The organism is Novosphingobium oxfordense (genome assembly GCF_044029435.1).
GTDB lineage: Bacteria > Pseudomonadota > Alphaproteobacteria > Sphingomonadales > Sphingomonadaceae > Novosphingobium.
Window position 1 is genome coordinate 101,602 of record NZ_CP147006.1, and the last position, 23,322, is coordinate 124,923.

At 65.1% G+C, this 23,322-nt stretch carries 21 protein-coding genes and 1 pseudogene; 16 read left to right on the forward strand and 6 right to left on the reverse strand.

Translation table 11 applies throughout. The annotated features are described in order from the left end of the window. The first annotated feature begins 341 nt into the window (after positions 1-341). Complete coding sequence (locus WBP07_RS19320) at positions 342-668, forward strand: single-stranded DNA-binding protein (RefSeq protein WP_008829869.1); 327 nt, start codon at positions 342-344, stop codon at positions 666-668. 92 nt (positions 669-760) lie between these two features. Continuing rightward, a complete protein-coding gene (locus WBP07_RS19325) occupies positions 761-1,633 on the forward strand; it encodes an NYN domain-containing protein (protein WP_048938244.1) in 873 nt (290 codons plus the stop codon). A gap of 21 nt (positions 1,634-1,654) precedes the next feature. Here the strand turns inward: WBP07_RS19325 and WBP07_RS19330 are convergent, their stop codons facing one another. Next, on the reverse strand, positions 1,655-1,888 hold the full coding sequence (locus WBP07_RS19330; RefSeq protein WP_232037457.1) for a hypothetical protein: 234 nt from the start codon (positions 1,886-1,888) through the stop codon (positions 1,655-1,657). Positions 1,889-2,411: 523 nt separating this feature from the next. Between WBP07_RS19330 and WBP07_RS19335 the strand changes: the two genes are divergently transcribed. From WBP07_RS19335 to WBP07_RS19350, 4 genes are all read left to right on the forward strand, one after another. Further along, positions 2,412-3,386, forward strand: a complete 975-nt coding sequence (locus tag WBP07_RS19335) for a DUF2493 domain-containing protein (RefSeq protein ID WP_008829872.1) — start codon at positions 2,412-2,414, stop codon at positions 3,384-3,386. A 203-nt stretch (positions 3,387-3,589) separates the two neighbouring features. Next, positions 3,590-3,997 (forward strand): hypothetical protein, encoded by a 408-nt coding sequence (locus tag WBP07_RS19340; RefSeq protein WP_395395920.1) that lies wholly within the window; start codon positions 3,590-3,592, stop codon positions 3,995-3,997. Continuing rightward, entirely contained in the window at positions 3,994-4,230 is a 237-nt protein-coding gene (locus tag WBP07_RS19345; RefSeq protein WP_048938241.1) for a hypothetical protein, read from the forward strand. The genes WBP07_RS19340 and WBP07_RS19345 overlap by 4 nt, the downstream gene beginning before the upstream one ends. Before the next feature lie 543 nt (positions 4,231-4,773). Further along, entirely contained in the window at positions 4,774-4,998 is a 225-nt protein-coding gene (locus WBP07_RS19350) for a hypothetical protein (protein ID WP_011950492.1), read from the forward strand. Positions 4,999-5,112: 114 nt separating this feature from the next. On the opposite strand, the gene WBP07_RS19355 is transcribed toward WBP07_RS19350, so the two are convergent. Further along, complete coding sequence (locus tag WBP07_RS19355; RefSeq protein ID WP_008829876.1) at positions 5,113-5,331, reverse strand: hypothetical protein; 219 nt, start codon at positions 5,329-5,331, stop codon at positions 5,113-5,115. A gap of 804 nt (positions 5,332-6,135) precedes the next feature. Between WBP07_RS19355 and WBP07_RS19360 the strand changes: the two genes are divergently transcribed. Genes WBP07_RS19360 through WBP07_RS19385 form a run of 6 tightly spaced genes read left to right on the forward strand, consistent with a single transcriptional unit; the run spans position 6,136 to position 12,952 of the window. Next, positions 6,136-6,426, forward strand: coding sequence for a hypothetical protein (locus tag WBP07_RS19360; protein WP_008829877.1), 291 nt, complete (start codon positions 6,136-6,138; stop codon positions 6,424-6,426). Next, positions 6,416-8,707, forward strand: a complete 2,292-nt coding sequence (locus tag WBP07_RS19365; protein WP_395395921.1) for a type IV secretion system DNA-binding domain-containing protein — start codon at positions 6,416-6,418, stop codon at positions 8,705-8,707. Before WBP07_RS19360 ends, WBP07_RS19365 begins: the two co-directional genes overlap by 11 nt. 1 nt (position 8,708) lies before the next feature. After that, the gene (gene mobF / locus WBP07_RS19370; RefSeq protein WP_395395922.1) at positions 8,709-11,741 is read left to right on the forward strand and encodes a MobF family relaxase; all 3,033 of its coding nucleotides are present in this window, start codon (positions 8,709-8,711) and stop codon (positions 11,739-11,741) included. Between the two features lie 14 nt (positions 11,742-11,755). Next, positions 11,756-11,959, forward strand: a complete 204-nt coding sequence (locus tag WBP07_RS19375) for a hypothetical protein (protein WP_041380143.1) — start codon at positions 11,756-11,758, stop codon at positions 11,957-11,959. A gap of 5 nt (positions 11,960-11,964) precedes the next feature. After that, positions 11,965-12,537, forward strand: a complete 573-nt coding sequence (locus WBP07_RS19380) for a hypothetical protein (protein WP_011950488.1) — start codon at positions 11,965-11,967, stop codon at positions 12,535-12,537. Positions 12,538-12,550: 13 nt separating this feature from the next. After that, positions 12,551-12,952 carry a DUF805 domain-containing protein gene (locus tag WBP07_RS19385; protein ID WP_011950487.1) on the forward strand — a complete coding sequence of 134 codons (402 nt, stop codon included), beginning with the start codon at positions 12,551-12,553 and terminating at the stop codon, positions 12,950-12,952. Here WBP07_RS19385 and WBP07_RS19390 read toward each other — a convergent pair. Then, a complete protein-coding gene (locus WBP07_RS19390) occupies positions 12,949-13,875 on the reverse strand; it encodes a hypothetical protein (RefSeq protein ID WP_011950486.1) in 927 nt (308 codons plus the stop codon). The genes WBP07_RS19385 and WBP07_RS19390 overlap by 4 nt on opposite strands. A 486-nt stretch (positions 13,876-14,361) precedes the next feature. Here WBP07_RS19390 and WBP07_RS19395 point away from each other — a divergent pair, with 486 nt between their 5' ends. The 4 genes from WBP07_RS19395 to WBP07_RS19410 all read left to right on the forward strand — a co-directional run bounded on the left by WBP07_RS19395 (position 14,362) and on the right by WBP07_RS19410 (position 18,177). Next, positions 14,362-15,825 carry a sensor histidine kinase gene (locus WBP07_RS19395; protein ID WP_395395837.1) on the forward strand — a complete coding sequence of 488 codons (1,464 nt, stop codon included), beginning with the start codon at positions 14,362-14,364 and terminating at the stop codon, positions 15,823-15,825. A 107-nt stretch (positions 15,826-15,932) separates the two neighbouring features. Further along, complete coding sequence (locus WBP07_RS19400; protein WP_008829885.1) at positions 15,933-16,478, forward strand: hypothetical protein; 546 nt, start codon at positions 15,933-15,935, stop codon at positions 16,476-16,478. Between the two features lie 67 nt (positions 16,479-16,545). Further along, positions 16,546-16,911: a helix-turn-helix domain-containing protein gene (locus tag WBP07_RS19405; RefSeq protein ID WP_011950484.1), complete on the forward strand. Its 366-nt coding sequence runs from the start codon at positions 16,546-16,548 to the stop codon at positions 16,909-16,911. A 3-nt stretch (positions 16,912-16,914) separates the two neighbouring features. Then, positions 16,915-18,177, forward strand: coding sequence for a type II toxin-antitoxin system HipA family toxin (locus WBP07_RS19410; RefSeq protein ID WP_011950483.1), 1,263 nt, complete (start codon positions 16,915-16,917; stop codon positions 18,175-18,177). 144 nt (positions 18,178-18,321) lie between these two features. Here the strand turns inward: WBP07_RS19410 and WBP07_RS19415 are convergent. The 3 genes and pseudogenes from WBP07_RS19415 to WBP07_RS19425 all read right to left on the reverse strand — a co-directional run. After that, positions 18,322-18,591 (reverse strand): annotated as a pseudogene (locus WBP07_RS19415) (HU family DNA-binding protein); the annotation flags it as partial. Positions 18,592-18,713: 122 nt separating this feature from the next. Then, positions 18,714-20,423 (reverse strand): cation:proton antiporter, encoded by a 1,710-nt coding sequence (locus WBP07_RS19420; protein WP_066702614.1) that lies wholly within the window; start codon positions 20,421-20,423, stop codon positions 18,714-18,716. A 371-nt stretch (positions 20,424-20,794) separates the two neighbouring features. Further along, a complete protein-coding gene (locus WBP07_RS19425) occupies positions 20,795-23,236 on the reverse strand; it encodes an EAL domain-containing protein (RefSeq protein WP_169863556.1) in 2,442 nt (813 codons plus the stop codon). Between the last annotated feature and the right edge of the window lie 86 nt (positions 23,237-23,322).

Below are 23,322 nucleotides of genomic sequence, written 5' to 3' on the forward strand. Positions count from 1 at the left end.
CGTCCGGCCGGTCTGCCGGCGCATGAGCCTCGCCCGCCGCGCCGGGTGCCAGGGCCATTGCCGCAAGGGGAGCCGATCCTGGGGGCGGCCTGACAATTGTCCGTTCACCGCCGGCCTGGGCTGCCAGCGTCCCTTCCGCGCCGTTGACGTGACACCTGCGGCGAGGGGATGGGCCCGGCAACCCCGTTCCAGGCGCCCGTGTTGCCGCTGCGCGGCGGCCCGCGCCAGCGCCTTCCAGGGGTTCCCCTCCCGCGCTGCGCGCGTCGGTGCAGGTCCCGGCCCCACGCCGCCAATCGGTGTCACCGGCGGGAAGGAACGCCGGCAACCCAAGGAGGCTCATCATGAACGAAGTCAATCTCACCGGCCGCGTCGCCAAGGATCCGCAGACCCCCTCGGGCAATGGTCCCGTCACCCTCATCGTCGCGACCGACCGGGTCAAGCTCAAGGACGGCAAGACCTATATCGACGAGGCGACCGGCTACACGGCCAAGACCACCGAGTTCCACAAGGTTACCTGCTTCAACGGCCAGGGCAAGGCGGCGGCCACGCGCAAGAAGGGCGACGTCGTCGCCATTTCGGGCTATCTGCACTATTCGAGCTGGGAAGATCGCGACGGCAACGCCCGCTACGGCGCCGAGGTCATCGCCGACCGGCTCCATTTCTTCTGACAGGCGCCGGGCGGCGCCCATGCGCCGCCCTTCGCTGGCCGCAGGTGCGCATCCCCCGCGCGCCTGCGGCACTCTTGCACAAAGGACCGCTCTTGGAACCCGACACGCCCCTCGCCGCCACACCCAGCCGCCGCATCGCGCTGCTCATCGATGCCGACAATGTGAGCCATGCCAAGATTGGCGCCATCCTCGCCGAGCTCAGCAAATATGGCACTGCCAATATCCGCCGCGCCTATGGCAACTGGGCGGCGACGACGCTCAAGGGCTGGACCGGAAAGCTCCACGATTTCGCGATTCGGCCCATCCAGCAGTTCAGCTATTCCACCGGCAAGAACGCCACCGATATCGCGCTCGTCATCGATGCGATGGAACTGCTCTATACCCAGGACCTGGACGCCTTTGCGATCGCGTCGAGCGATGCCGACTTCACGCCGCTGATCATGCAGCTCAAGGCCAATGGCCATGAGGTCTACGGGTTCGGCGAGCGCAAGACGCCGACGCCTTTCGTCAACGCCTGCACCACTTTCCTCTTCCTTGACGGCCTCGAGGACAGCGCCCCGCCTGCCGAAGCGGAGGTCGAGGCTCCGGCTGCTGCGCAGCCGAAGGGGCGCGGTCGCCGCAAGGCGGCGCCTGCCACTGCGCCGGCGGCTGCCGCCGCGCCTGCCGCTCCGCCAGAAGCGCCAACGACGCCCGGCGCCAAGTCGCTCGCGCAGGACAGCAAGCTCATCACCACCCTGCGCGGCGCGGTCGAGGCCGCCGCCCGCGACGATGGCTGGGCGCACATGGCGGCGGCCGGCAGCGCGGTAAAGCGCCAGGCACCAATCGATCCGCGCAACTATGGGGTCAAGAATTTCCCCCGGCTGTTCGAGGCGACCGGCCTGTTCGTCATCATGAAGGGCGACAACGGCCAGACCTATGTCGCGGACAAGCGCAACACCGACCGCGCCGCCAAGCCCGGCGGCTAGGTCGGATACCGGGCCGGGCCCTCAGCGCGGCCCGGCCTGCGCCCGCAGATGGGCGATGATCCGCGTCCATTCCTCGCCATGGGCCACGCCCGGGTCCGCGATCGCGGCGAGGACGGTCCGGACCTGCGGCAGGAAGCTTTGCCACATCGGCGCGCCCTCGAAACGGATGTCGCAAGCCAGGCCCTCCGCCTCGCACAGCGCCCGCGCGGCGCGCTCGCTGCCCTTGCCTTTGACCATGATCTTCGTGTCCCGCATTTGACGCCCGAGTCCCTGGCGTCCGGTCTCGAAAATAGCCCTCGCGCCTGGTCCGCGCCAGCGATCTCGCGGGCAGGGCGATCCTCGATAGTCCGAGCCGGGTTGGATATCCCGTCGCCGACGCGGCGGGGCGCGGTAAAAAGGAATGGGGCGGCGCATCCCGGCCGTCGGCCGGGACCGGCGCTCTAGTCGCTGGCGCTCCCGGAGCCGCGCCTGCGCCGCGTCTCCGCCCTGCCGGGTGACGATCACCTTGCGGGGTGCCAACCGGATCCCCCCGTTTTCTATTTATCTCTCTCTAGTCGTCCAAGTGTGGCGTGCGGGGATCGGCGCTCGTCAAGGATGAGCGGTCCCCCCAATTTTGACGGCGCCGCCGCGTGCCGCGCCGACCCCGACAAAATCGGTTCCCCCACTCCCCGCAAAGCGGCGTCGACCGGAGACCGGCCGCCGTCCCTGACCAGCTGGACCGCCGCACGCCCGGAGGAGGGCCTCATCGAACGGATGAGACACTCACACGGAGGCACTCATGACCAACTTCACCAACTTCGCCGATCTCGCCAGCTTCATCGCCGCAAGCCGCGACAATGATGACGCCAGCCGCAATTATGGAGCCGCCTTCATCGAGCATAGCGAGATGGCCAAGCTCTCCATCGTCGAGGCGCCCGAAGCGCTCGACATGCCCGACCCGGAGCAGGTCCGCGCTGCGGTCGACATGATGATGCAGACGATGTTCGACGTCCTGCGCGACACCAGGATGGAGGCCTATGCCGCCGATCTCGCCTGGGGCTTTGCCAACAGCTTCCATGTCGTGGCCAAGCGCATCGAGGGCCGCGAGGATGACGCCGCCAAGGCGCTCGGGGAGCTCGCGCGCCACTACGACCCCTCGGAAATCTACGCGACGGAACTCGAGGACACGCAGCTGCTCTGCCAGACGCTGCAGGGATGCCGCGAAGCGATGGAATGCATGCGCGACCATGCCGCCGAAGTCTACCGGGTCGAAACCGGCAAGCCCTTCTCGCCCGTCAAGGGCAGCCGGGTATCCTCCGCGCTCAGCGCCTCGATGATCGACGCGCGCGACTATCTGGCAGGACGCGCCCGGACGCGCCGCGAACAGTTCGCGCCCGATGGTCCGGTGGTCATCTTCTCGGGCGGCCAGGTGTGGGAAGATCATGACCTGCTCTACAAGGGTCTCGACCGCATCAAGACGCGCATCCCCGAGATGATCCTGGCCACGACCGCGCAGGCCAAGGGCTGCGATGCCATCGCCCACGCCTGGGCCGCCGCTCGCGGCGTCAAGGTCATCCAGTTCCGCCTGGACCGCAGCCAGGGCAACCGCGCCGCCTTCGTCCGCAACGACCGGCTGGTGAACCTCAAGCCCGTCGAAGCGGTCATCTGCGAGGGCTCCGGCATCCAGATGAACCTCGCCCAGAAGCTGCGCCAGGCCGGGGTTCCGCTCCACGTCGTCAATCTCGCCCACCAGCGGACGGCCAAGCGGGCATGAGCCCATCGGAGAGGCTCCGGCTCAGGCCGGGGCCTCTCCTCCTTCTTTTCGTCTGGCAGGGCGGCGCGCCGGGGCATCGAACCCCGTCGCGCCGCGCCGATGGCGGCCCTGAAACCTCTATCGGCGGGCTCTGGGGACCGGCCCGCAAAGCCCAAAGAAAAGAGGGGTGGAAAGGCGCGAGCCAACAGACAAGGAGAGCTCCCATGTCGATCCCGTTTCGCAAAGCTGCCGCCGCGTCCACCGTCCAATATCGCCCGCTCGTGGCCCGCATCACCGCGCGACACTATGCCCGCCTGCGTACCTATCTTGAGGCCGAAGCGCTCCGGCAGGGTCTCGACCTCCTGCGGCAAAAGGAGGGCGACGAGCACGCGCTGGACTATGCGCTGAGCGCCCGCGTCGACACGCTGGCTGTGGCCGCCCTCGCCAAGCTCTTCGACTATGACGCCGATGTGATCGCGGTCCTCGACGAAGCGCAGTTCACGCGGGCCCAGATCCGCACCCGCCGCCTGCCGATGAGCGGCGACATTGTGCTCGAAATCGGCGGGCAGGGCGCGGTCGACGGCGCCGGTATGAGCGCGCTGGAATCGGCAGAGCAGGGCGGGGCGCGATGACACGCCGGGCACGTCCTTTTGGACCCGAACGCGCGCCGCGGCTCGATCTTCTGACGCTGCTCGGTCCCGCGCCGGTCGAAGTCTTGTGGGAAGCGGAAAAGGCCGGCTGGCGCGCCTTCGTCATGGGTCATGGCGGGAGCGGCTACCGGCGGGGCAGCGCGAGAGATCAAGCCTGGCAGCGGGGCTTCGACGCGGCGGCGGCAAGTCGCGATCCCGCCCGCCTGATGCTTTAGGCAAATAGCTGCCAAAGCCGACGCAATTCGCCAACTATTCTTGCATCATTTGATGCTACAAACACGGTGCGACCCGAGGGACTCGCGGCTTTTGTTGCGAGCAACCCAAACTTGAGGCGATCCCTGCATCATCAGGGGTCGCCTTTTTCTTGGCGGGATGCCCATGAACCCGCTCTGAACCGCCGCCCGTTGCTGCGGATTCCCGCTTCACCGGCCATTTCCGCGCTGTTTCGCCCGGCTCGCTCGCGACCCCCAAGCGGACCCTTCGGTCCGCGGGCCGCTCGCCTCGGCCGGGGCGCCCCCACGAGAGGAAAATATCTCTCACAGACCTCCCATGATGTCAGCCGTCCGGGACCGCCTCAAGGATCGACGGTCCCCCCAATTTTGCCCTGGCCACCGCTCCGCTTCGCTCCACGGCAACCAGGACAAAATCGGTACCCCCGTCGCCCGCTTCGCGGCCGCCGGCGATGCCGGCGGTCCTTGACCCGATCCCGGACGGCCGACGGCCACTCCCCTGTCCTTCAAGACAAGAGGAGAAAGACGATGCAGACCCAGATGACCAGCGCCGCCGCCGACAACGCCGCCTTCTTCGCCGCCGTCGCCTGCGCACAGCGCCGCGCGCTCCACAGCTTCTTCGACCAGCATGTCATCCAGGAGAGCGAGGGCCGCTACATCAGCATCGACGAAGGCGACTATGACGCGCTGCCGATGACGCTCGTCGACCGGGTGGTGCACACAGTGCCGGGCGGTCTATCGGACGAATATTGAAACCGAGGGGAGGGGCCGCAAGGCCTCTCCTTTTTTGCTGCTCGGGACAGACGGACGCGGGGGGCATCGAGCCCCCCGCGTCCGTACCGCGCCGGTCGGCGCGGCAGGGTCGTTTCAGGCGGCGAGGCGCTTGGTGACTTCCTCGAAACCGAGCTTCTTCACCTGCGCGGCGAAGGCCTCGATCCTATCGAGCGGGAGCTTGAACAGCCCCGCCTTGTCGAGGGCCGCCAGCGCCGCATCGCGCTCGCGTTCCGCGAGCCGCTTGCGGCGATCGGCCAGCCGCTCTTCGTCTGCGGCAATGGCCGCGCGTTCATCGTCCAGGGATTTCGCCATAGGAAGGCCTTTCGTTCAAGCTGATCGGGCTGTGAACGCGCCTCTCCTATAAGCGATGGAGAGGCCCGGCGGAAGACAGGAAAGGGGTTGCTGGGCGCATCGGGACGAGCCCGATGACGGCTCTATTCACTAGGCCGCCGCCGACCCCTGCGGGGCCTGTCCCCGGCCAAGCTCACGGAGCCGATGCGAACGCCTCGTCTCCGCCCATTCGGGTGACGATCCTCGCCTGGGGCGGGGGCGTTTCGCCCCCGCTGCCAAAGCGACGGAGACCTCACGCAGGCGGGCCTGCGGGTTCCTCTTGCGTCGGAGCAAAAGAACCTCGCCTGCGGATTTGAGGCGGACGCCCAAAGGGCCGATCGGGATCGACGACGTGTCACCGCTCGTACCACCGCGCCGCTTTATGCCGCACTGGCGCCTCAAAGCGCCGCACCTGCCGGCCTGACCCAAGCTAGTTCCGCCACAAAGGGCGGAGCAGTACCCGCCGGAGGCCGGTTCCATCCCCTCATAGACGACGACCCGAACGTCCCAGGGCAACGGGGCGAGCTCTCAGGATTTTAGCACACCCTACGCAGCAAGCTGCAGGAAATAAGCCCGAAATCCAACGGGTTACGGCAGAGGGGCGGATGTTTACACTGTATGACGCGCGCGGCCGAAGTAATAATGGGCTCTAATTCAATATCTTAGCTGTCATCGCTGTTTACAGCGGCCTTCCCGCCTGCGCCTATTCTTGCGAAGGGGTGCACTCTCCTCTATAAGCGTCATCGCGCTCTCAAGCTCCACCAGCCTCTCTGCTAGGAGGCTGGCTTGTCCCACAGTTCAAAGATCGTCTCGCTGCGCATGGCGCGAGACCGGTTCGACCGTCTCGTCGCGGTCGCCGATGCGCGTCACTGTCGGCCGTCCGACGTCATCCGCAGCGCCATCGATGCCTATCTTGGCGGGGCTTCGGTCCTGACTGCCAGCCAGCTTCGTCTCGCGCGCATCGGCGAGTTCCAGCAGCTCGCCCTCGACATCATCATCCGTGAGCAATTTCCCGAATTCCGCGACCGCATCGTCGCGGAAACCGACAAGCGCCTGGAGCAGTATCATGGCGCGTAAAAACGATATCCGCACAGACGGCCGGGCCATCCCCTTGACCCATCACAGCGCGCGCGGACGGGTGCAGCGCAATTCGGGCAATTTTACCCGCGGCTCGCAGCTTCTCACCCACGAACTTCTGATGTGGTTCTCGGGTGCGAAACTGCCCATCCTGATGTGGTTCTTCCTCTTCGCGGCCGCCTGGTTCGTGATCATGTCGATCAAGCTCGACGAGCACGGCTTCCAGCTCATCTGCATGAAGATTTATGCCGCGCTCTGGAACTGGGTCGACCTCAACCCCAACAAGCGCGTCAACGTCACCCTGCCGAGCGGCGAGGTCATGCGTACGGTGATGCCCGCGGTGCCTTATATCGCCGAGGTCATCCAGGCCTGGAAGATCGCGATGAAAGGCCTTCTGGCGGCCTTCTTCGTATCCATCTTCATCACCATCCCGGTCGCACTCTGGTTCGTCGATCTTTCGCGCCGGCGGGGCAAGACGATCCTTCAGGAACGCCACGAGCGCGGAGCCATGCTGGTCGCCCGCCACGTGCTTCTCAACGAGATCAGCCAGCACAATTACGCGAAGTTCGAAGAGGAGGCGCAGGATCGCCTGCCCGGCCTCGCCCCGGCCAAGATTCTCGACATGCCGTTTCGTGCACGCAAGGCGGCGGGCATCCATCACCCCTATACGCTTGCGGGCATCCCTTATCCGCATCGCACCGAGCAGTCGCATACCATGCTCATCGGTACGACCGGATCGGGCAAGACGACCGAACTCAGGAGCCTGGTTTCGCAGGTGCGAGCCCGCGAGGACACGGCCGTCATCTTCGATCTCACCGGCGCCTATGTCGAAGCCTTCTACGATTCCGCGCGCGATACGATCCTCAACCCGATGGACGCGCGCTGCCCGGCCTGGTCGATCTTCAACGACTGCACCACGCATAGCGAATTCACTGCCGCAGCGGCGGCGCTCATTCCCTCGGACGGCGGCTCTGCCGAACCCTTCTGGGCGCTCGCGGCGCGCACCCTCTTCATCGAGATGTGCATCCGGCTCCAGGAGCGCGGCGCGACGACCAATCTCGCGCTCTCCGAGAACCTGATGACGGCCGACCTGAAGCGGGTTCACCGTTTCCTTGCCAACACGATCGCGGACCCGCTCACCGCGCCGGAAGCCGCACGCATGGCGGAATCGATCCGCGCGGTCTTCAATACCAATGCGCAGGTGCTGCGCTTCCTTCCCGACGAGGGGCCACGCTTCTCGATCCGCGACTGGACCACGACCGAGAAGAAGCCCGGCGCGATCCTGTTCATCACCTCCAACTATGTCGATCTGGCGATGAACCGGGCGCTGCTGACGCTGTGGATGGACATCGCCATCAACCGTCTCATGACCATGCCGCGCACCCGCGATCTGCGCACCTGGTTCATGTTCGACGAACTCGGCGCACTCCATCGTCTGCCCGCGATCGAGAATGGTCTCCAGACCGCCCGCGCGTTCGGCGGCGCGATGATCCTGGGGATCCACAGCTTCGAAAAACTGATCGAGGTCTATGGCGAGCAGGGTGCCCGCAATCTCGCCTCGCTCGCGCGCTCCAAGCTGATGCTCGCAACCGCCGATCTCGACACCGCCGAGCAATGCGCGCGCTACATCGGCAACCGCGAAGTACGGCAGATGGATGAAGCCTATAGCTACGGCTACAACAACACGCGCGACGCCTCGACGCTGACGCCGCGCAAGCAGGTCGAGCCGCTCGTCATCGCGGACGACATCACCAACCTGCCCTCGATGCATGGTTTCGTGAAATTCCCTGATGGCTTCCCCGCGGCGCGCATCCAGCTCCAGTGGAAAGACTACCCCCAGGTCGCCCAGGGCTTCATCGCCCGTCCCAATCTCCAGCCGGTGCGATCAAGGCGCGGAGAGGAGGCGTTCGAGGGGAGCGATGGGGGCGAAGCGGGCGGGCGCGATGGCGCCGCGCAGGTGATCGGGGAGGTTGCCGATCCCGTCAATCTGGCCAAGGAACTTGCCGCCAATATCCTGTCGGCCGAGGTCGAGGATGAGCATGATGAAGCGGCCCGCCGGGCGCAGCGTGCGGCCGAGAGCGACGAGCGGCCAGCAACCCCCACGCACGCCGCGGACAGGGCACAGGCGGCGCGCGCTGCGACCGGGGATCCTCAGACCGTGCCGCGCGATCGCGACGGGCGGGGTCAACCTGCGCCAGTGCCCCAGGTCGAGGATCAGACGCTGGTCGAGCTAAGGCAGGCGTTCGGGCGCGAGGACGACGGCATGGACATGGGGATCTGACATGCTGTCGGTCGCCTCGGTCCGCTCGGCTTCAGGCGCCGCGAATTATTTCGCGAAGGACGACTATTACACCGTCGAAGGATCCTCCGAGATCAGCGCCTGGGGCGGGGAGGGCGCGGGGGCGCTCGGGCTGTCGGGAGAAGTGGGTAAGGATGCGTTCGAGGGCATGCTCAACGGCATCCTGCCTTCGGGAGAAGGGGTGGCTCAAGTAGAGAACCGCCGGGCCGGCCTCGACCTCACCTTCTCCATGCCCAAGTCAGCCTCGATCCTGGCCTATGTGGCGGGCGACAAGCGCATTCTCGCCGCCAACATGGCGGCGGTCCAGAAGACGATGGCCTGGGTCGAGAAAAACCTCGCCGAAGGTCGCAAGGATATCGGCGGGCGAACCGTCCCTGTCGCGACCGGCAACCTCGTCTATGCCCTCTTCCAGCACGACACGAGCCGTGCCCTCGATCCCCAGGGGCATATCCATGCAGTGATCGCCAACCTGACCCGTCTGCCCGACGGCAAATGGCAAGCGCTCCACGCGGACAAGATCTGGAGCCACAACACCGTCATCGGCTCGATCTACCACGCCTATCTGCGCGAAGGCATCGAGCAGCTCGGTTTCAGGATCGAGGCGCTCGGCAAGCACGGCACCTTCGAGATCGCCGGCGTACCGCGCAAGGTGATTGATGCCTACAGCCAGCGCCGCGAAGCGATCCTCGAAAAGGCGGCGGCGCTTGGCATCGTCTCGCACAAGGGCCGCGACCAGATCACCACCAATACCCGCGATCCCAAGCTCAATGTCAAGGATCGCGACGCCCTCAAGCAGGAATGGATCGACAAGGCGGCGTCGCTCGGATTCGACGGAAAGGCCCTCGTCGAGGGCGCCCTGGCGCGGTCCGATCGCCATGGGGCGCTCGGACCGCTCGAACGCGGCTACAAGGCGGTGACCGAGGCGATCGCCGCCGGGCGCGAAAAGCTCGGCGACCTTGTCCGGCCCGCGGATCCTTTGGTCGATCGCGGCCTTGCCCGCGTCACCCAGTCGCCCGCCATCGCGCGGGCCCAGCTCGCGGTCGCCTCGGCAGTCCGTATTCATAGCGAACGCGAGGCGGCCTTTCCCATCCATCGCCTTGCCAAGACCGCGCTCGACCTTGGCCTCAAGGACGTGACGATCGATCGGATCGAACAGCGGATCCAGCAACTCGTCGCGCGCGGCACGCTGCTCAGGGGACAGGAGCGCGCAGCTGACTTCGTCACCACCCGGCAGGCACTAGCCACGGAAACCCAGATCCTGACCCAGGTAGAGGCGGGCCGCGGACAGGCGAACCCAATCATCGACGCGTCCGAGGCGCCGGGCCGCCTGCAGGCCGCAGCGACGCAGCCCCTCAATACAGGCCAGCTCGCCGCCGCTACCTTGATCCTCGGCTCGGCCGACCGCACGGTCTCGATCCAGGGCATCGCCGGCGCCGGCAAGTCGACGATGCTTCAGGCCGTCGCCCGCGTGGCGGAGGCGGAAGGACGCGCCATCACCGGCCTTGCCTTCCAGAACAAGATGGTCGCCGACCTGGCCGAAGGCGCAGGCGTCCCTGCGCAAACCATCGCCTCTTTCGTGCTTGCCCATGAACGGTATGTCGCCGAACCGCAGGGCCCGGGCTATGATGCGGCGCGGGCGGCACATGCCGGATCGATGCTGGTCGTCGACGAGACCTCGATGGTGTCGTCGAACGATATGCTCAAGCTGCACGCCATCGTCGAGACGCTTGGCGTCGACAAGCTCGTGCTGGTTGGTGACCGGCAGCAGCTCTCCTCGATCGATGCGGGCAAATCCTTCGCCATGATCCAGGCGGCGGGCGGCACGCTGGCGCGCATGGACGAGAATATCCGCCAGCGGACCGACGTCCTGCGCACCGTCGCCGCGCTTGCCAATATCGGCAAGGCAAGCGAGGCGATGCGGGTGCTGGGCGACAAGGTCATCGAAGCCTCCCAGCCCGCAGAACATGCCGCCGATCTCTGGCTGGCGCTCGATCCCGCGGAGCGCCAGGCGACCGCGGTCTTTGCCTCGGGACGCGAGGCACGTGCGGCGATCAACGAGAGGATCCAGGCGGGTCTTGCCGCCGAAGGATCGCTGGAAGGGGAGGGCATCCATCTCACGGTCTATGAGCGGGTCAACACGACGCGCGAGGAACTGCGCTACGCGGCCACCTACCGCGCCGGCATGACGCTCGAGGTCGGTCGGGGCGGCGGCCAGGACATAGGGCTCCGCGCCGGGCGCTGCGACGTCCTGGCTGTCCACGCCAATGGCAAGGTCGAGCTGGGCGAAGGCCGCCGCCGTATACGTTTCGATCCGCTGAAATTGTCGCCGACCGAGACACGCGATCGCCTCCAGCTGACCGAGAAGAAGGATCTCCACTTGCGGGCCGGTGACCGCATTCGCTGGACGGCCAACGACAAGCCGCGCGGCCTGACCAACGCCTCGCTCGCCCGGGTTGTCGCCGTCGATCGCGACAGCGTGACGGTCGAGACGGCGGGGAGGGACCGGCTCGTGCTCGCGTTTGGCGATCCCATGCTGAGCCGGGTGGACCTGGCCTATGCGCTCAACATGCACATGGCGCAGGGGATCACCACCGACAAGGCGATCACGGTCATGGATAGCCATGAGCGCAACCTGTCGAACCAGCGCCTCTTCAACGTCGGCGTCACCCGCGTGCGCGACGACCTCACCATGGTGGTCGACGACAAGGCGAAGCTCGAGCGGCAACTCGACCACAACCCCGGGAACAAGACCTCTGCGCTCGAGACCCTGGGCCGGCTCGAAATCGACGGTCCGGGAAGGGCGCAGGCATCCGGCCCATTCGATCCGGGACCTGTCGAAGGCGGACCTGGTCCCAAAGCGGCCGAAGGACTCGATGGCTTTCCGCCGGTGCCCCCGGCCGAAGGGCAGGTGGCCGCCAGGGCGAAGTCTGATGATCTGAGCGCGCCGCGCCTCAAGCCCGAACAAGCCGATCTGCTGCCCCCGCTGCCCGAACGCAGTCTGGGCCTCGATTTGTAAGACGAGACGAGGATATGTCTGGATGGGATTATGACGATGCCGGCAAGTTCGGCAGCGAAAAGGCGGCCGAGGATTTCGCGAAGGCCAATAATATCGACCCCAGCGACTTCCGTACCCGGCGCAACGGCGAGAGCGTCGAGCTCGAAATCCGGCGTTCCGCGCTCGATGGGCGCACGCTGCGCGATGGCGGCGAAGGCCGCCGCGACGGCTGGAATTGACGGCTATGGGTCTCGCGGATCGCGATTATATGCGCGCGCGCAGGCGGCGTGGCCAACTCACGCCCGAACCGCGCGTCGTCGTCCATCCCATGCAGAAGTGGATCATGCTGCTGTCGGCCGTGACGTTTCTTTATCCCGCCTACCGGGAGGCGAAACGCTCCGGCTGGCTTTCCGATGCAGGACCGTCCCTGCTGTTTCCCGCGACGGGAAGCGTAACCGTGGCTCGAGGCATCGAGCGCAAGGACGCGACCTCAAAGCTACGGGTGAGCACGGCTGATGCCAACGCCGTGGTGCAGCTCTTCGAGCGTGCGAGCGATCGTCATGTGATCTCGGTCTATGTCCGTCGTGAGGATCATGCGGAGGTCCCGGTGCCGCCTGGCACCTACCGCATGGGGATCATTGAGGGCGACAAATGGCATGGGCGTGGAAGATTCTTCGGACCTTCGACCACCTACGAGACCGTCGTCAAACCCATGACCTTCACCGCCACCACCTCAAACGGGATCGATCTGCATCGGCGTCCGGGCGGAAAGCTTCACACGCGCGTGAACCTCACCGATCCACCGGCGCTCGACTGAGAAAGGACAAAGCATGGACATTGGCGAAATCCTGCTGTCTCCGAAAGGTCGAGTGGGCCGCGCCCCGTTCCTGGCGGTTGTGGCCACAGGTTGGGCGATCGCGTTCGATCTCCTGCCTTTCAACCCGCTGCTCGCGCTACGCTATGCCGCCACCATCAATGTCGCGGTCGTCGTCATTAGCGCGCTGGCGGTCTGGGTGGGGATCGCCATTACGGTCAAGCGTTTCCACGACGTTGGATTATCGGGGTTCAATACGGTCGGATTGGTCTGGGCGACGCTGCGCGGCGACCCGCTGGCGATCGACGCGCCTTTGGCCATGGCCATCGCGGCCTTTGGGATCATCACCCAGCTATGGCTTTGCATAGAGCCGGGCTCGCGGAGCGCCAATCGCTTCGGCAATCCCGTGTCGGCTTAACGGGCACATCCCTTGCCCTCGACCCGCAAGTCGACATAGGCCCGGCCGTTCCATCGCACGACCGGCATGCAAAGGCCGGGGCCGCCGATGCCGATATCGGGCCAACCGTCTGCGCCTTTGGTGGGACGAATATCGGCGATCCCGACCGAATTATACATGCGCTTCCAGCGGCCGTCGGCCTGCTGGCTCATCACCCAGAAGGCGGCGCCCGTATTGCCATAACAATAGGTGCCGCCTTCGGTGATGATGGCCTCGGGTCTGCCGTCGCCGTTCAAGTCGCGCCGCTCCTCGATCGTGCCGGGTCCATAAGACCCTGGCCCATTGTCCTCGTCGCCATCGTTGCAGCCGCTTTCCCAGCGACCCTTCTTGAGGTGGAAGCCGGCGGCAAGAAAGATCGCGGCGTCTCCAGCGGGCGCGGCGGCGGCTGGACCCGAGGTCGCATTTCGAGCCGCCGATGGGGCGGCCCGCGCCGCCTGTGAAGCCATACGTGCGTCCGCGTAGACATTGCCATCATAAGTGAGCCGCGTCGTCACGCCGCCGCGCGTTGCGTTGAGCACGAACCAGCCGTTGACTGCTGTACCCGACGCCGCGACGGAGCCTTCCCCTTCAAGAATGCGGCGCCAGCGGCCATCCGGGCCCTGGGTGGCGACGGCATACCAGCGCTTCTCCTGCTGGTAGCAATCTCCGCTGTCGATAAAGAGGGCTTCCTTGCGTCCATCACCGTTCATATCGACGAAGGTAAGGCGCGGCCTTGCCGGTTTGCCGCAGCGGTTCGTCGGCCCGACGGCGTCGGTGACGACAGGAAAGCCGCCCGCGCCATAGAGGGCTTTCGCCTGTTCGCGGGTCATGCCTGCCGATTGGGCCACGAGCGGCGGCGCCCATACAACTGCCGCGAGCGCGCCGATGCCTGTCCATCTGCCCATATGCCGTTCCCCGCACCGCTACAAAGGTTCCTGCATCGTGACGGTTCGGTCGCAAGGATCAAGCGATTCCATCAGAAAGAAGCTGCGTGACCTTGGGCATCCCGAAGACCAGGTCGATCGACGGCCTGAGGCGGTTCACTGGGCCACGTCTCGGGGTCAGTCGGCTGCGGGCCTGCGTGCTGTCTTCCTGCAATCCTGATGTCGCGTGTGACACTTTACCCAGAGGTCGGGGTAAAGTGTCACGGATGGTATCAGATGTGAGGCGGAGCGAGCGAGGCAATATCCCCTAGAAGCCTCAACGCACGGGAGTTGTGCGCGGATGTTGGCTATTAAGCTTTATGGCTTTCTCTGAAATGCACTGGCTGCGGCGAATTGCCGCACTTTACCGCCTAAAGCTGCTACTCAGTCGGGATGGTACAAACGAACATCTCCAGGGTCCCTAGCACGTCCGGCCGAAATTGGAGCGAGGACGAGCGCGTTGCCGCGTTGGACCGCTATGACATTCTTGATACGCCAACCGAGCCGATCTTTGACGACATCGCCCGTCTGGCCTCCGAGGCGCTTGGGGCGCCGATCGCCGTGGTCAACCTTATCGCGACCGCGCGGCAGTGGTTCAAAGCCGAAATCAGCATCGGCGCGCGCGAACTCCCTCTGGAAGTCTCGATCTGCGCGCATGCGCTGCTCGAGGAGGACATGATGGTGATCCCCGACACACGGCTCGATCCGCGGGTCGATTGCAATCCCCTGGTTACGGCCGAAGGTGGTCTTCGCTTCTATGCCGGGGCGCTTCTCAAGACACCCGACGGTCTGCCCATCGGCACGCTGTGCGTTCTTGATCGGCAGCCTCGCCCGGAGGGCATCACGCCCTTCCAGCGGCTCACCCTCGAAGTGCTGGCGCGCCAGGTCATGACGCAGCTGGAATTGCGCAGGTCGCTCAGCCAGCAGCAAGAAACGCTCGCGCAGCTCGCTGCGAGCGAGGAGCGGACCCGCCTTGCCCTTGACGCAGGCGAACTCGGCGCCTGGGAATCGACCCCGGCGCTGCGTTCGCTCAAATGGGACGCGCGCACCCGGGAGTTGCTTGGCCACGAACCTGACGAAGCGCTCGACTATGAAACCTCGTTTCTCGCGCGGGTTCATGCCGAGGATCGCGAGCGGGTCGCTGCCCTTATCGCCGAGGCGCTGGCCCCTGGGGGCGCAGGCACGGTCAGCGTCGAATATCGCACGGTCAATCCTCGTGATGGCCGTGAGCGCTGGATCCACGCCAAGGGCGCGCTTGCCGTAGGTCTGGGCGGCGAACAGAAGTTCGTCGGCACGGTGCGGGACATCACCGCGGAAAAGGATGCCGAGATGCATCGGCGGCTGCTGACTGGCGAGCTCCAGCACCGGGTCAAGAATACGCTCGCCGTGGTAAATGCCATCGTCCACCAGTCGCTCCGCAGCGCGCCCTCGATGGAGGAGGCGAGTACCGCGATCGGGCAGCGCCCCCAGACCCTGGGCGCCGCTTACGAGTTGCTAACCCGCACCGACTGGACGGTGGCGCCGATCGGCGCTGTCGCCGAAGGAACAACGGCGCTTCATGGCGCTCGCACAGGCGCGATCCGGATTGCGGGGCCTGACCTTCTTCTATCGGCACGGGCCTCGCTGGCTCTGTCCATGTCCCTCCACGAGCTGTCCACCAATGCGGTGAAATATGGCGCCCTGTCGGTGCCGGGCGGGCAGGTCGACCTTACCTGGACCATCGATGCGGAAGAGGGAAAGTCATTCCTCACGATCTGCTGGGAGGAGCGAGGCGGACCAACCGTATGCGCGCCCGAGCGAGGCGGGTTCGGCACCCGCTTGATGGCCAGCCTTGCCAGCGATCTCGGCGGCAAGGGAGTCATCGACTATCAGCCGACCGGTGTCGTCTGGCGGCATCGGGCTGATCTGGCACGGATCACCGAACCCGCTTGAGTGGAACCCACGGCGGTTCCGGCTCGGTAAAATGTCACGGGTGGAAAAACTTGGATGTGCTGTCCGCTGGGGATTCACATTGCGCGCGCGCGTGATAGATTCATCTTATGTTCCAGCAACCCGACCTCTTCGCCTCCGTCGATCCGGTCAGGCAGCCGCCGTCCGACGACCTGAATTTGCCTGCCCTCATCGAGCGCATCGCCGATGTTTCGCGGCGGCCGCGCTATGCCTTCATGGTGCTCAACCTGATCGCCAAGGCGGCGGGGCGGAACAGCGGCAGTGCAGGTCCTTACGTCCAGGTGGATGGCGAGCGCATTCCTTTGCGCGATTGGCTCTGCGACTCTCTCGTCCCCATTGCGCAGCGCGATGCGCGCCGCCTCGCCATCGTCGACCAGGTGCGGTCGGGCCTTGAGGCGCAGAAGGCACTGCCTGACGATCCGCAGGAGGCGGCCCGTGTGGTCCAGGAGGAGGTGAAAGTGCGCATCCGCCGTTCGGGCCGTTGCAATGTCAGCCGCGCTGTCTCGGACCTCGTAAGAGCCGGCCTTGTGCGCAGGCATTATCAGGGCTTTCGCGTCGATCATCATAATCGCGGTGCGCAGCGCGAAGCGGTTTACACGATCACCGATGCGGCTGCGCGCGCGTTGCGCGCCTGAGCAGGACGGCAGGGCAGGAAAACCGTTCTGTTCGGCATGACATATCATTTTAATTGCTCATTTGCACATGATATGTCATGCACTTTCCATGCCCCGCGCCTCTCGAGCCTCCAGCGGTCTGCCGCCACAAAGCCAGCGTGCCATTCGCCAGTTGGGCGAAGACTTGCGCACCGCACGCAAGCGGCGACGCATCCCGCAGAAACTGATGGCCGAGCGTATGCTGGTGTCGGTGCAGACGCTGCAGCGTCTCGAAGCCGGCGATCCGACCGTAGGCCTCGCCGCGCTGGCGAGCGCTCTCTTCGTGCTGGGTATGACGGCTCGCCTGGAATCGCTCGTCGCCCCTGAAACCGACAGGGTCGGGACCAGCGAGGAAATCGGCCGCCTGCCGCACAGCATCCACACGCCGCGGCGCGACGATCCGCTGGATTTCTAAGCCATGGCCGACATCGAAACCTTCGTTTTCGTCTATCTGGACGGCGTTGCCGTCCCTGCGGGCCTTTTGCGCCTCCACAGCGAGCCGCGTGCCAGCTACGCGACCTTCGCATACGGCAATCGCTATCTCGAGCGGCCCGACCGTGTCGCGATCGATCCTGTGACCCTGCCGCTGCCGCCGGCCGGCACGCGCCAGGAATTCCGGACCGAGGAAGGCTTTGCCGTCTTCAATGGGATCCGCGACGCCGCGCCCGACGGGTGGGGTCAGTATCTCATGTACAAGGCGATGGGCGAGCGAACGCCAAGCGAGGCGGATCTCCTGCTCGCGTCCGGTGACCACCGCGTCGGCGCACTGGCGTTCGGTCCCACGCTAGAGGCGCCAAGGCGCCTCGCGCCCTGGGGCGAAGCCGACGCGCCCGGCGAACAGTTCACCCTGGCAGAACTGGCCGCCGCCGCCGAAGAAGCGCAGGAGGTCGACCAGCTCAGCGAAAATCTGCGCCCCCTCTTGACCGCCGGCTCGTCGCTGGGCGGTGCGCGTCCCAAGGCGGCGACGACGATCGAGGGCCAATCCTGGATCGCCAAGTTTCCAGCACGCAACGACACCTTTCCCGAGTGCCGGGTCGAGCTAGCCACCATGCGGCTCGCCGCTGAATGCGGGCTCGACGTTCCGTCGCTTCGCTTCGAGCAACTGCTCGGCCGCGACATCTATCTGATCGAACGTTTCGATCGCAGGCTGGACGGCAACCGGATGCTGCGCACCTCCTTCGCATCGGGGCTTACGATGCTGGGCGCGCATGAAAGCGAGGTCAGCCGCTATGCCTATGCCGATCTGGGCGCGACGCTACGCCAGCACGGCACTGCGGTCCGGCGGGATCTCGAGGAACTGTTCAGGCGCATGGTCTTCAATATCCTCGTCACCAATGACGACGATCACCTGCGCAATCATGGTTTCCTGTGGGACGGGAAGGGGTGGCGGCTGTCGCCGCTCTATGACGTCGTTCCCAAGCCGCAGGTGGGCCTGGATCGCCGGCTCGTGCTGGGCGTGGGGGCCGAGGGTCGCCAGGCCAGCCTTGCCAACGCGCTCTCGCAGGTCGCGCAGTTCGACCTGGGGGAGGAGGATGCGCGCGCGATCGTTATCGCTATGGCCGATAGGGTTCATGCGCGGTGGCGTGCCTGTTTCGAAGAGGCAGGGGTCAACGTCGCCGACCAGGGCCGTTTTGCTACCTGCTTTCGCCTGGCGGACCCCGAACATCGCGCAATCGGCTGACAGGCCAGCGATTTCACGCCGAAGGGCGTCACAGGGCCCCGGCGCTCCAGAGGGATTTCAGGCAGCGCGCGCTTCGGCCGACGCGGTAGAGAAAGCAGCGGCGGAAGAGGGCGCTGCCTTGGTCATGCCAGCCGCCGCGGCGATCAGCCGCTCCCGCATCGCCTTGCCTGGCTTGAAATGCACCGATCGCTTGGCCGGGACCGGCACGGCCAAGCCGCTGCGTGGATTTCGCCCGGTGCGAGCCTCGTGCAGCCGCGTCAAAAAGGCACCGAACCCGCGCAGCTCGACACGCCCGCCAGCGGCTAGCTGGTCGACGACCGCCTCGAAGAAGAGATCGACGATCTTTTCAATCTCCTGCGCGGAGAGTTCCGGGTTTTCCTTGCCCAGGAGGGCCACGAGTTCAGATCGCACCATGGCTGGAGCCTGCTTCACTGGTTTGTCACTGCATCCAAGGTAAGTCATCCGCTCGCCTATCTCCACATTTTATGTTGGTGTCGTAATGATTTAGTTTGAGTGTGGTTGGTCGGGCTGGCAACTCACCGCGGCACGATCTGAAGGTCCGGACTGAGCTGCGCCCGCATAGCCCGGATCCTATCGGTCGCATCGTCCGCAGACATGCCGAGCGTCATCAGGGCCTGAGCGCCGAGCCCAAGCCCCGCAGCATAGTTTTCGGGAAAGACATGTGCCGCGCCCGCCTGCGCCAGCTCACCCAGATGCGCATCGTCGCGGAGGCTGGCGATCACATGGATCGCGGGGTTCAGGCGCTTGGCTTCGCGAATGATGCGCACCGACCGATGCCAATTGTTGACAAGCACGATGATGGCTGCGGCGCGATCGACGCCGGCTGCCTTGAGTATTCCCGCTCGGCTGGCGTCGCCGAAAACCGCTTTATGACCGTCCTGTTGGGCGCGGCGAAGGCGCTCCACGTTTCGCTCGATCGCCAGGTATGGAATTTCGCTCGCCTCGAGTGTGAGCGCGACCAGACGGCCCACGGGGCCGCAGCCGGCAAGCACGACGTGACCCTTGAGCTCCTGAGATGTTGTGCGAACCGCAGTTTCGATCTCCGCGCCGAGCGGATCCCGGCTCCGCAGGATGAGATCTCCGGCCCGGTCGCTCCACTGCGCCAGGATCGGTCCGACGAGCATGCTCGCGGCGATCGCGCCCAGGACGGGCTGGCCGATCGCGGGCGACAGAAGGGCGCTATCGAGCGACCGACCCACGATGAGTAGCCCAAGCTCACCCGAATGCGCCAGAAGCAAGCCGGTCTTGACCGCGCTGCTTGCCGGGAGGCCTGAGAGACGGGTGACGCCAAAGACGACCAGGAACTTGACGACAAGGATCGCGGCCAGAACGAGAAAGGTGACAGCCGGCTGGGCCAGGATCTGCGACCAGTCGACCGACATGCCGATCGTCACGAAGAAGACGCCCAGCAGCAGATCGCGAAATGGCCGGATTTCCTCTTCGAGCTGGTGCCTGAAGTCACTTTCGCCGACCATCATCCCGACTACGAAGGCGCCGATAGGAAGCGACAGTCCGATCTTTTCCGCTGCAAGCGACGCGCCCACAACAAGCGTCAGCACGCCCAGCAGGAAGGTTTCGTCCGGGCCGGATCTCGCGACCCACCCGAGCAAACGGCCAAGCGTGCGCCGTGCGAGAAGCGCCACGCCCGCCAATGCCACGAAGCTGACACCCATGCGCAGCAGTACCTTTTCCATCTCGACCTCGTTGGCCGCGTCTGGAAGGGCAGCAATGAGCGACAGCAGGATCAAAGCGACCAGGTCCTCAAACAGGACTATGCCGGTCGCAGCCACGCCGTGGCGGCTCGATACCGCGTCGGTGTCGACGAGATGCTTTTGGATGATGGCGGTCGATGACATGGCGATGGCGCCGCCCAGGAGGGCCGCTGGCAGAAGCGGCAATCCTACGAGGAAATGGCTCGCAGCTCCCGCCAGCAGTGTTGCGCCTGCCACGGTTCCGAACCCGAGCCCGATCATGGCGCCCCCGCTGGACAGCAGCCGAGGCACGGAAAATTCAAGGCCAATCACGAACATGAGGAGAGCGATGCCGAGCTCGCCGAAAAAATGGGTGCCTTCGCTGTCGGTTACTGCGCCTATGCCATGGGGGCCCAGGAGCAGGCCGGCGGCGAGATAGCCCAACACCGGCGACAGGCGGAGCCTCGCCAGGATGGCAACTGCCACAAATGCAGCCGCGATCAGAAGGAATGTCTGAGCAAGCTGTTCTTCCATGAATTCAAGAGCCTTATCCAGTCGCTAGTTGGATTTGGGCGTGATGTAGGATGAAAGAGGGAGATGTCATCGGTTGATGCCAGCCACCCGACCTAAAGACGGCACCCGTCAATCATTGTGATGATTTATACATCAAAACTAGCTTTTGAGGGTGGGAAATGATGTGATATATGGGCAAAAGGATGCAAATTCGGAGTAGCATCGGGTCGCGCTAAGGTACGGCAGCTTCGCAAAAGGGGCTGCCGCTTCGGCTCGCAGTCCTTTCTCGACCGATAGCTTGGCAGCTAAGGGGACGGTTCGCCCGCGCTTCCGACATCGCGCTCTCAGGACGCTCGCGACGCTACCGCGTCGTTGCGCGACGTACCTGCGGATCAACCGGCGGCCAGTCGGGCCTGCTCCCTCGCAAGAAGGCTTGGTGCATGGCCGGGGCGTCCGAAGAGATAGCCTTGGACCTGGTCGCATCCCTCAGCCACCAGCAGATCGACGTGCCCACTGGTCTCAACCCCTTCGGCGAGCACAGGGACGCCAAGGCTGTGGCCCAGCGCGAGCACCGCCCTGATGATTGCTCTGGCCTGCGGCCGCTCTTCGGACCCGATGACGAATGATTTGTCGATCTTGATCTTGTCGAAGGGGAACGAGTTGAGCGTATCGAGCGAGGAATAGCCGGTGCCGAAATCGTCGATGGCAATGGCGATCCCCATCGCCTTGAGTCTACGCAAAATATGCAAGGCGCGCGGCTTGTCGGCGATGATCGCGGTTTCAGTGATCTCCAGTTCGAGACGCCTTGGTGCGAGTCCGGTCTCCAGAAGGGTCTGGGCCACGCTCTCGGGCAGGCTCGCCTGGCTCAACTGCACGGCGGAGAGGTTGATGGCCACGGTCAGTCCGTCACCCCAGCGGGCCGCCTCCTCACAGGCTTGCCGCAGCACCCACTCGCCAAGCGCCAAGATCTCGCCGGTTTCTTCAGCAACGGGAATGAAGATGTCAGGGGGGACCAGGCCGCGCTTTGGGTGGGTCCAGCGCAGCAGAGCTTCATAGCCGTTTACCCTGTCGTCCTTGAGCGAACGCTGCGGCTGGTAGAGGATCGTCATCTCACCGCGCGCGGCGGCGCCCCGAAGATCGGCCGCGAGTTGCCGGCGTTCGCGCGCCTGCTCGTCCATGCCTTTTTCGTAATAGCAGATCCGCTCGCCTACCGTCCCTTTTGCCCGGTACATGGCCAGATCGGCATGATTGCACAGCTGTTCGCGATCCTGGCTGTCAGCCGGATAGGTTGCGATGCCAAGGCTCGCATGGACGCTCAGATCGTGCGCATTGCCGGCATTGATCGCCGCCAGCCCGGTGCTCAGGCGCGTCACAAAGTCGGCAAGCTCATAATCTTCCCGGTACAGAATTGCGGCGGCGAATTCGTCGCCACCCAGCCGGGCGACATGTTCATTCTCGCGAACCGCGTCCTTGAGCGCTGCGGCGACCATCTTCAATGCTTGGTCTCCGGCTGAATGGCCGCGGCTGTCGTTGATATCCTTGAAATTGTCGAGGTCGACAACGACCAGTCCCAGGCGCGAACCGGCTCGCGCCGTAACGTCCAGATCGCGGTCGACGACATCGTTGAACCTACGCCGGTTGGGCAGGCCGGTCAGGCCATCATGCAGCGCCAGGTGCCGGATTCGTTCTTCCGAACGGCGCTGCTGGGTAATATCGTCAAAGGTGCTCACCCATCCGCCGTCGGGAAGCGCGCGCGAACGTACGCTCACCACCACGCCGGGATATTCCGAGATTGCGGGTGCGTCTCCTGAAGCGCTCAGGGCCTGGTTGAGGTTACGCTCGATTTCTGCTGCGCGCTGCTCGACCTCGGTAACGGGAAGATGGTTGGCAATGCCGGTGCGGATCACTTGTCCCACCGTCATTCCGCATTGGAGCGCATCGCTTCCAAGCCCGTATAGATCCAGGAAACGCTGGTTCCAGAGCAAAAGCCGACCGTCGCCGTCGTATAGGCACAGGCCCTGGTGCATATTCTCAAGGGCTAGGTCGAGTTGGGCCTTCATGCCTTGGACGCGAAGCTGATTCTCGCGTTCCTGTCGGCGCAATTTGATGCCCGTCCGCCGGCTCGTGATCGCCGCCGCCGCGGTCAGAGCGATCGTGCAGGAGACCGCGAGAAATATCCAGAGCGACATGGCGCGGGGAGACATCATGCTGAGGGGGGAGAATTCGCCACGCGACGGGATCAGCGTGATCGCGGTCATGCCGGTAAAGTGAAGCAGGACGACGGCGGCGGTGATCAGACCAGCGGCCGCTGCGCCTTTGGCGAGCGATCTGCCGCGCAGCGCAAGGGGCAGCGCCAAGACTAGCGGGACGATTGCGAACACGGCCGAGGCCGCGACATAATCGGCCTTCCAGCGAATGAGCGCAGGCATTTCGAGCGCCGCCATGCCAAGGTAGTGCATGGCCGTGACGCCGCCGCCCATAACCGAAGCGGCAAGAAGCGAGCCGAGCCAGTGCGGCGCGCGTGTCGCAATGAAGAGGCCCGCTGTCGCGCCTGCCAGCACGACCAAGAGCGAGACCACGGTCTGTTGGACATGATAGCCCATGACGATGCCGGGATCGTAGCCCAGCATCGCGATGAAGTGCGTGGCCCAGATCCCAAGACCGGCAGTCAACCCCGCCATCGTCAGCCACAAGCTGCGCGAACCCGTGTCTGTCCAGGCCGCCTGGCGACACAGGCGAACGGTTGCTGCCGCCGTCAGGAGACAGACTATAGCCGCGAGGATGACCAAGGGCGCGTCATGTTGATCGCGCAGGCAAAAGAGAAAGGGGAACATCGCCAATCGAAACTGGAGGAATTTGAACCGTCCCCATTTCAGAAAGTGATTAACGGAGTTCCGCCTTTTGCGACAAAATGCGTAAA

What these genes read in the sequence shown, in the direction of transcription:
- WBP07_RS19320 (WP_008829869.1), top strand. Translation starts at nt 342, where the DNA reads ATGAACGAAGTCAATCTCACCGGCCGCGTCGCCAAGGATCCGCAGACC.
- WBP07_RS19330 (WP_232037457.1), bottom strand. Translation starts at nt 1,888, where the DNA reads ATGCGGGACACGAAGATCATGGTCAAAGGCAAGGGCAGCGAGCGCGCC.
- WBP07_RS19335 (WP_008829872.1), top strand. Translation starts at nt 2,412, where the DNA reads ATGACCAACTTCACCAACTTCGCCGATCTCGCCAGCTTCATCGCCGCA.
- WBP07_RS19340 (WP_395395920.1), top strand. Translation starts at nt 3,590, where the DNA reads ATGTCGATCCCGTTTCGCAAAGCTGCCGCCGCGTCCACCGTCCAATAT.
- WBP07_RS19345 (WP_048938241.1), top strand. Translation starts at nt 3,994, where the DNA reads ATGACACGCCGGGCACGTCCTTTTGGACCCGAACGCGCGCCGCGGCTC.
- WBP07_RS19350 (WP_011950492.1), top strand. Translation starts at nt 4,774, where the DNA reads ATGCAGACCCAGATGACCAGCGCCGCCGCCGACAACGCCGCCTTCTTC.
- WBP07_RS19355 (WP_008829876.1), bottom strand. Translation starts at nt 5,331, where the DNA reads ATGGCGAAATCCCTGGACGATGAACGCGCGGCCATTGCCGCAGACGAA.
- WBP07_RS19365 (WP_395395921.1), top strand. Translation starts at nt 6,416, where the DNA reads ATGGCGCGTAAAAACGATATCCGCACAGACGGCCGGGCCATCCCCTTG.
- mobF (WP_395395922.1), top strand. Translation starts at nt 8,709, where the DNA reads ATGCTGTCGGTCGCCTCGGTCCGCTCGGCTTCAGGCGCCGCGAATTAT.
- WBP07_RS19375 (WP_041380143.1), top strand. Translation starts at nt 11,756, where the DNA reads ATGTCTGGATGGGATTATGACGATGCCGGCAAGTTCGGCAGCGAAAAG.
- WBP07_RS19380 (WP_011950488.1), top strand. Translation starts at nt 11,965, where the DNA reads ATGGGTCTCGCGGATCGCGATTATATGCGCGCGCGCAGGCGGCGTGGC.
- WBP07_RS19385 (WP_011950487.1), top strand. Translation starts at nt 12,551, where the DNA reads ATGGACATTGGCGAAATCCTGCTGTCTCCGAAAGGTCGAGTGGGCCGC.
- WBP07_RS19390 (WP_011950486.1), bottom strand. Translation starts at nt 13,875, where the DNA reads ATGGGCAGATGGACAGGCATCGGCGCGCTCGCGGCAGTTGTATGGGCG.
- WBP07_RS19400 (WP_008829885.1), top strand. Translation starts at nt 15,933, where the DNA reads ATGTTCCAGCAACCCGACCTCTTCGCCTCCGTCGATCCGGTCAGGCAG.
- WBP07_RS19405 (WP_011950484.1), top strand. Translation starts at nt 16,546, where the DNA reads ATGATATGTCATGCACTTTCCATGCCCCGCGCCTCTCGAGCCTCCAGC.
- WBP07_RS19410 (WP_011950483.1), top strand. Translation starts at nt 16,915, where the DNA reads ATGGCCGACATCGAAACCTTCGTTTTCGTCTATCTGGACGGCGTTGCC.
- WBP07_RS19420 (WP_066702614.1), bottom strand. Translation starts at nt 20,423, where the DNA reads ATGGAAGAACAGCTTGCTCAGACATTCCTTCTGATCGCGGCTGCATTT.
- WBP07_RS19425 (WP_169863556.1), bottom strand. Translation starts at nt 23,236, where the DNA reads ATGTTCCCCTTTCTCTTTTGCCTGCGCGATCAACATGACGCGCCCTTG.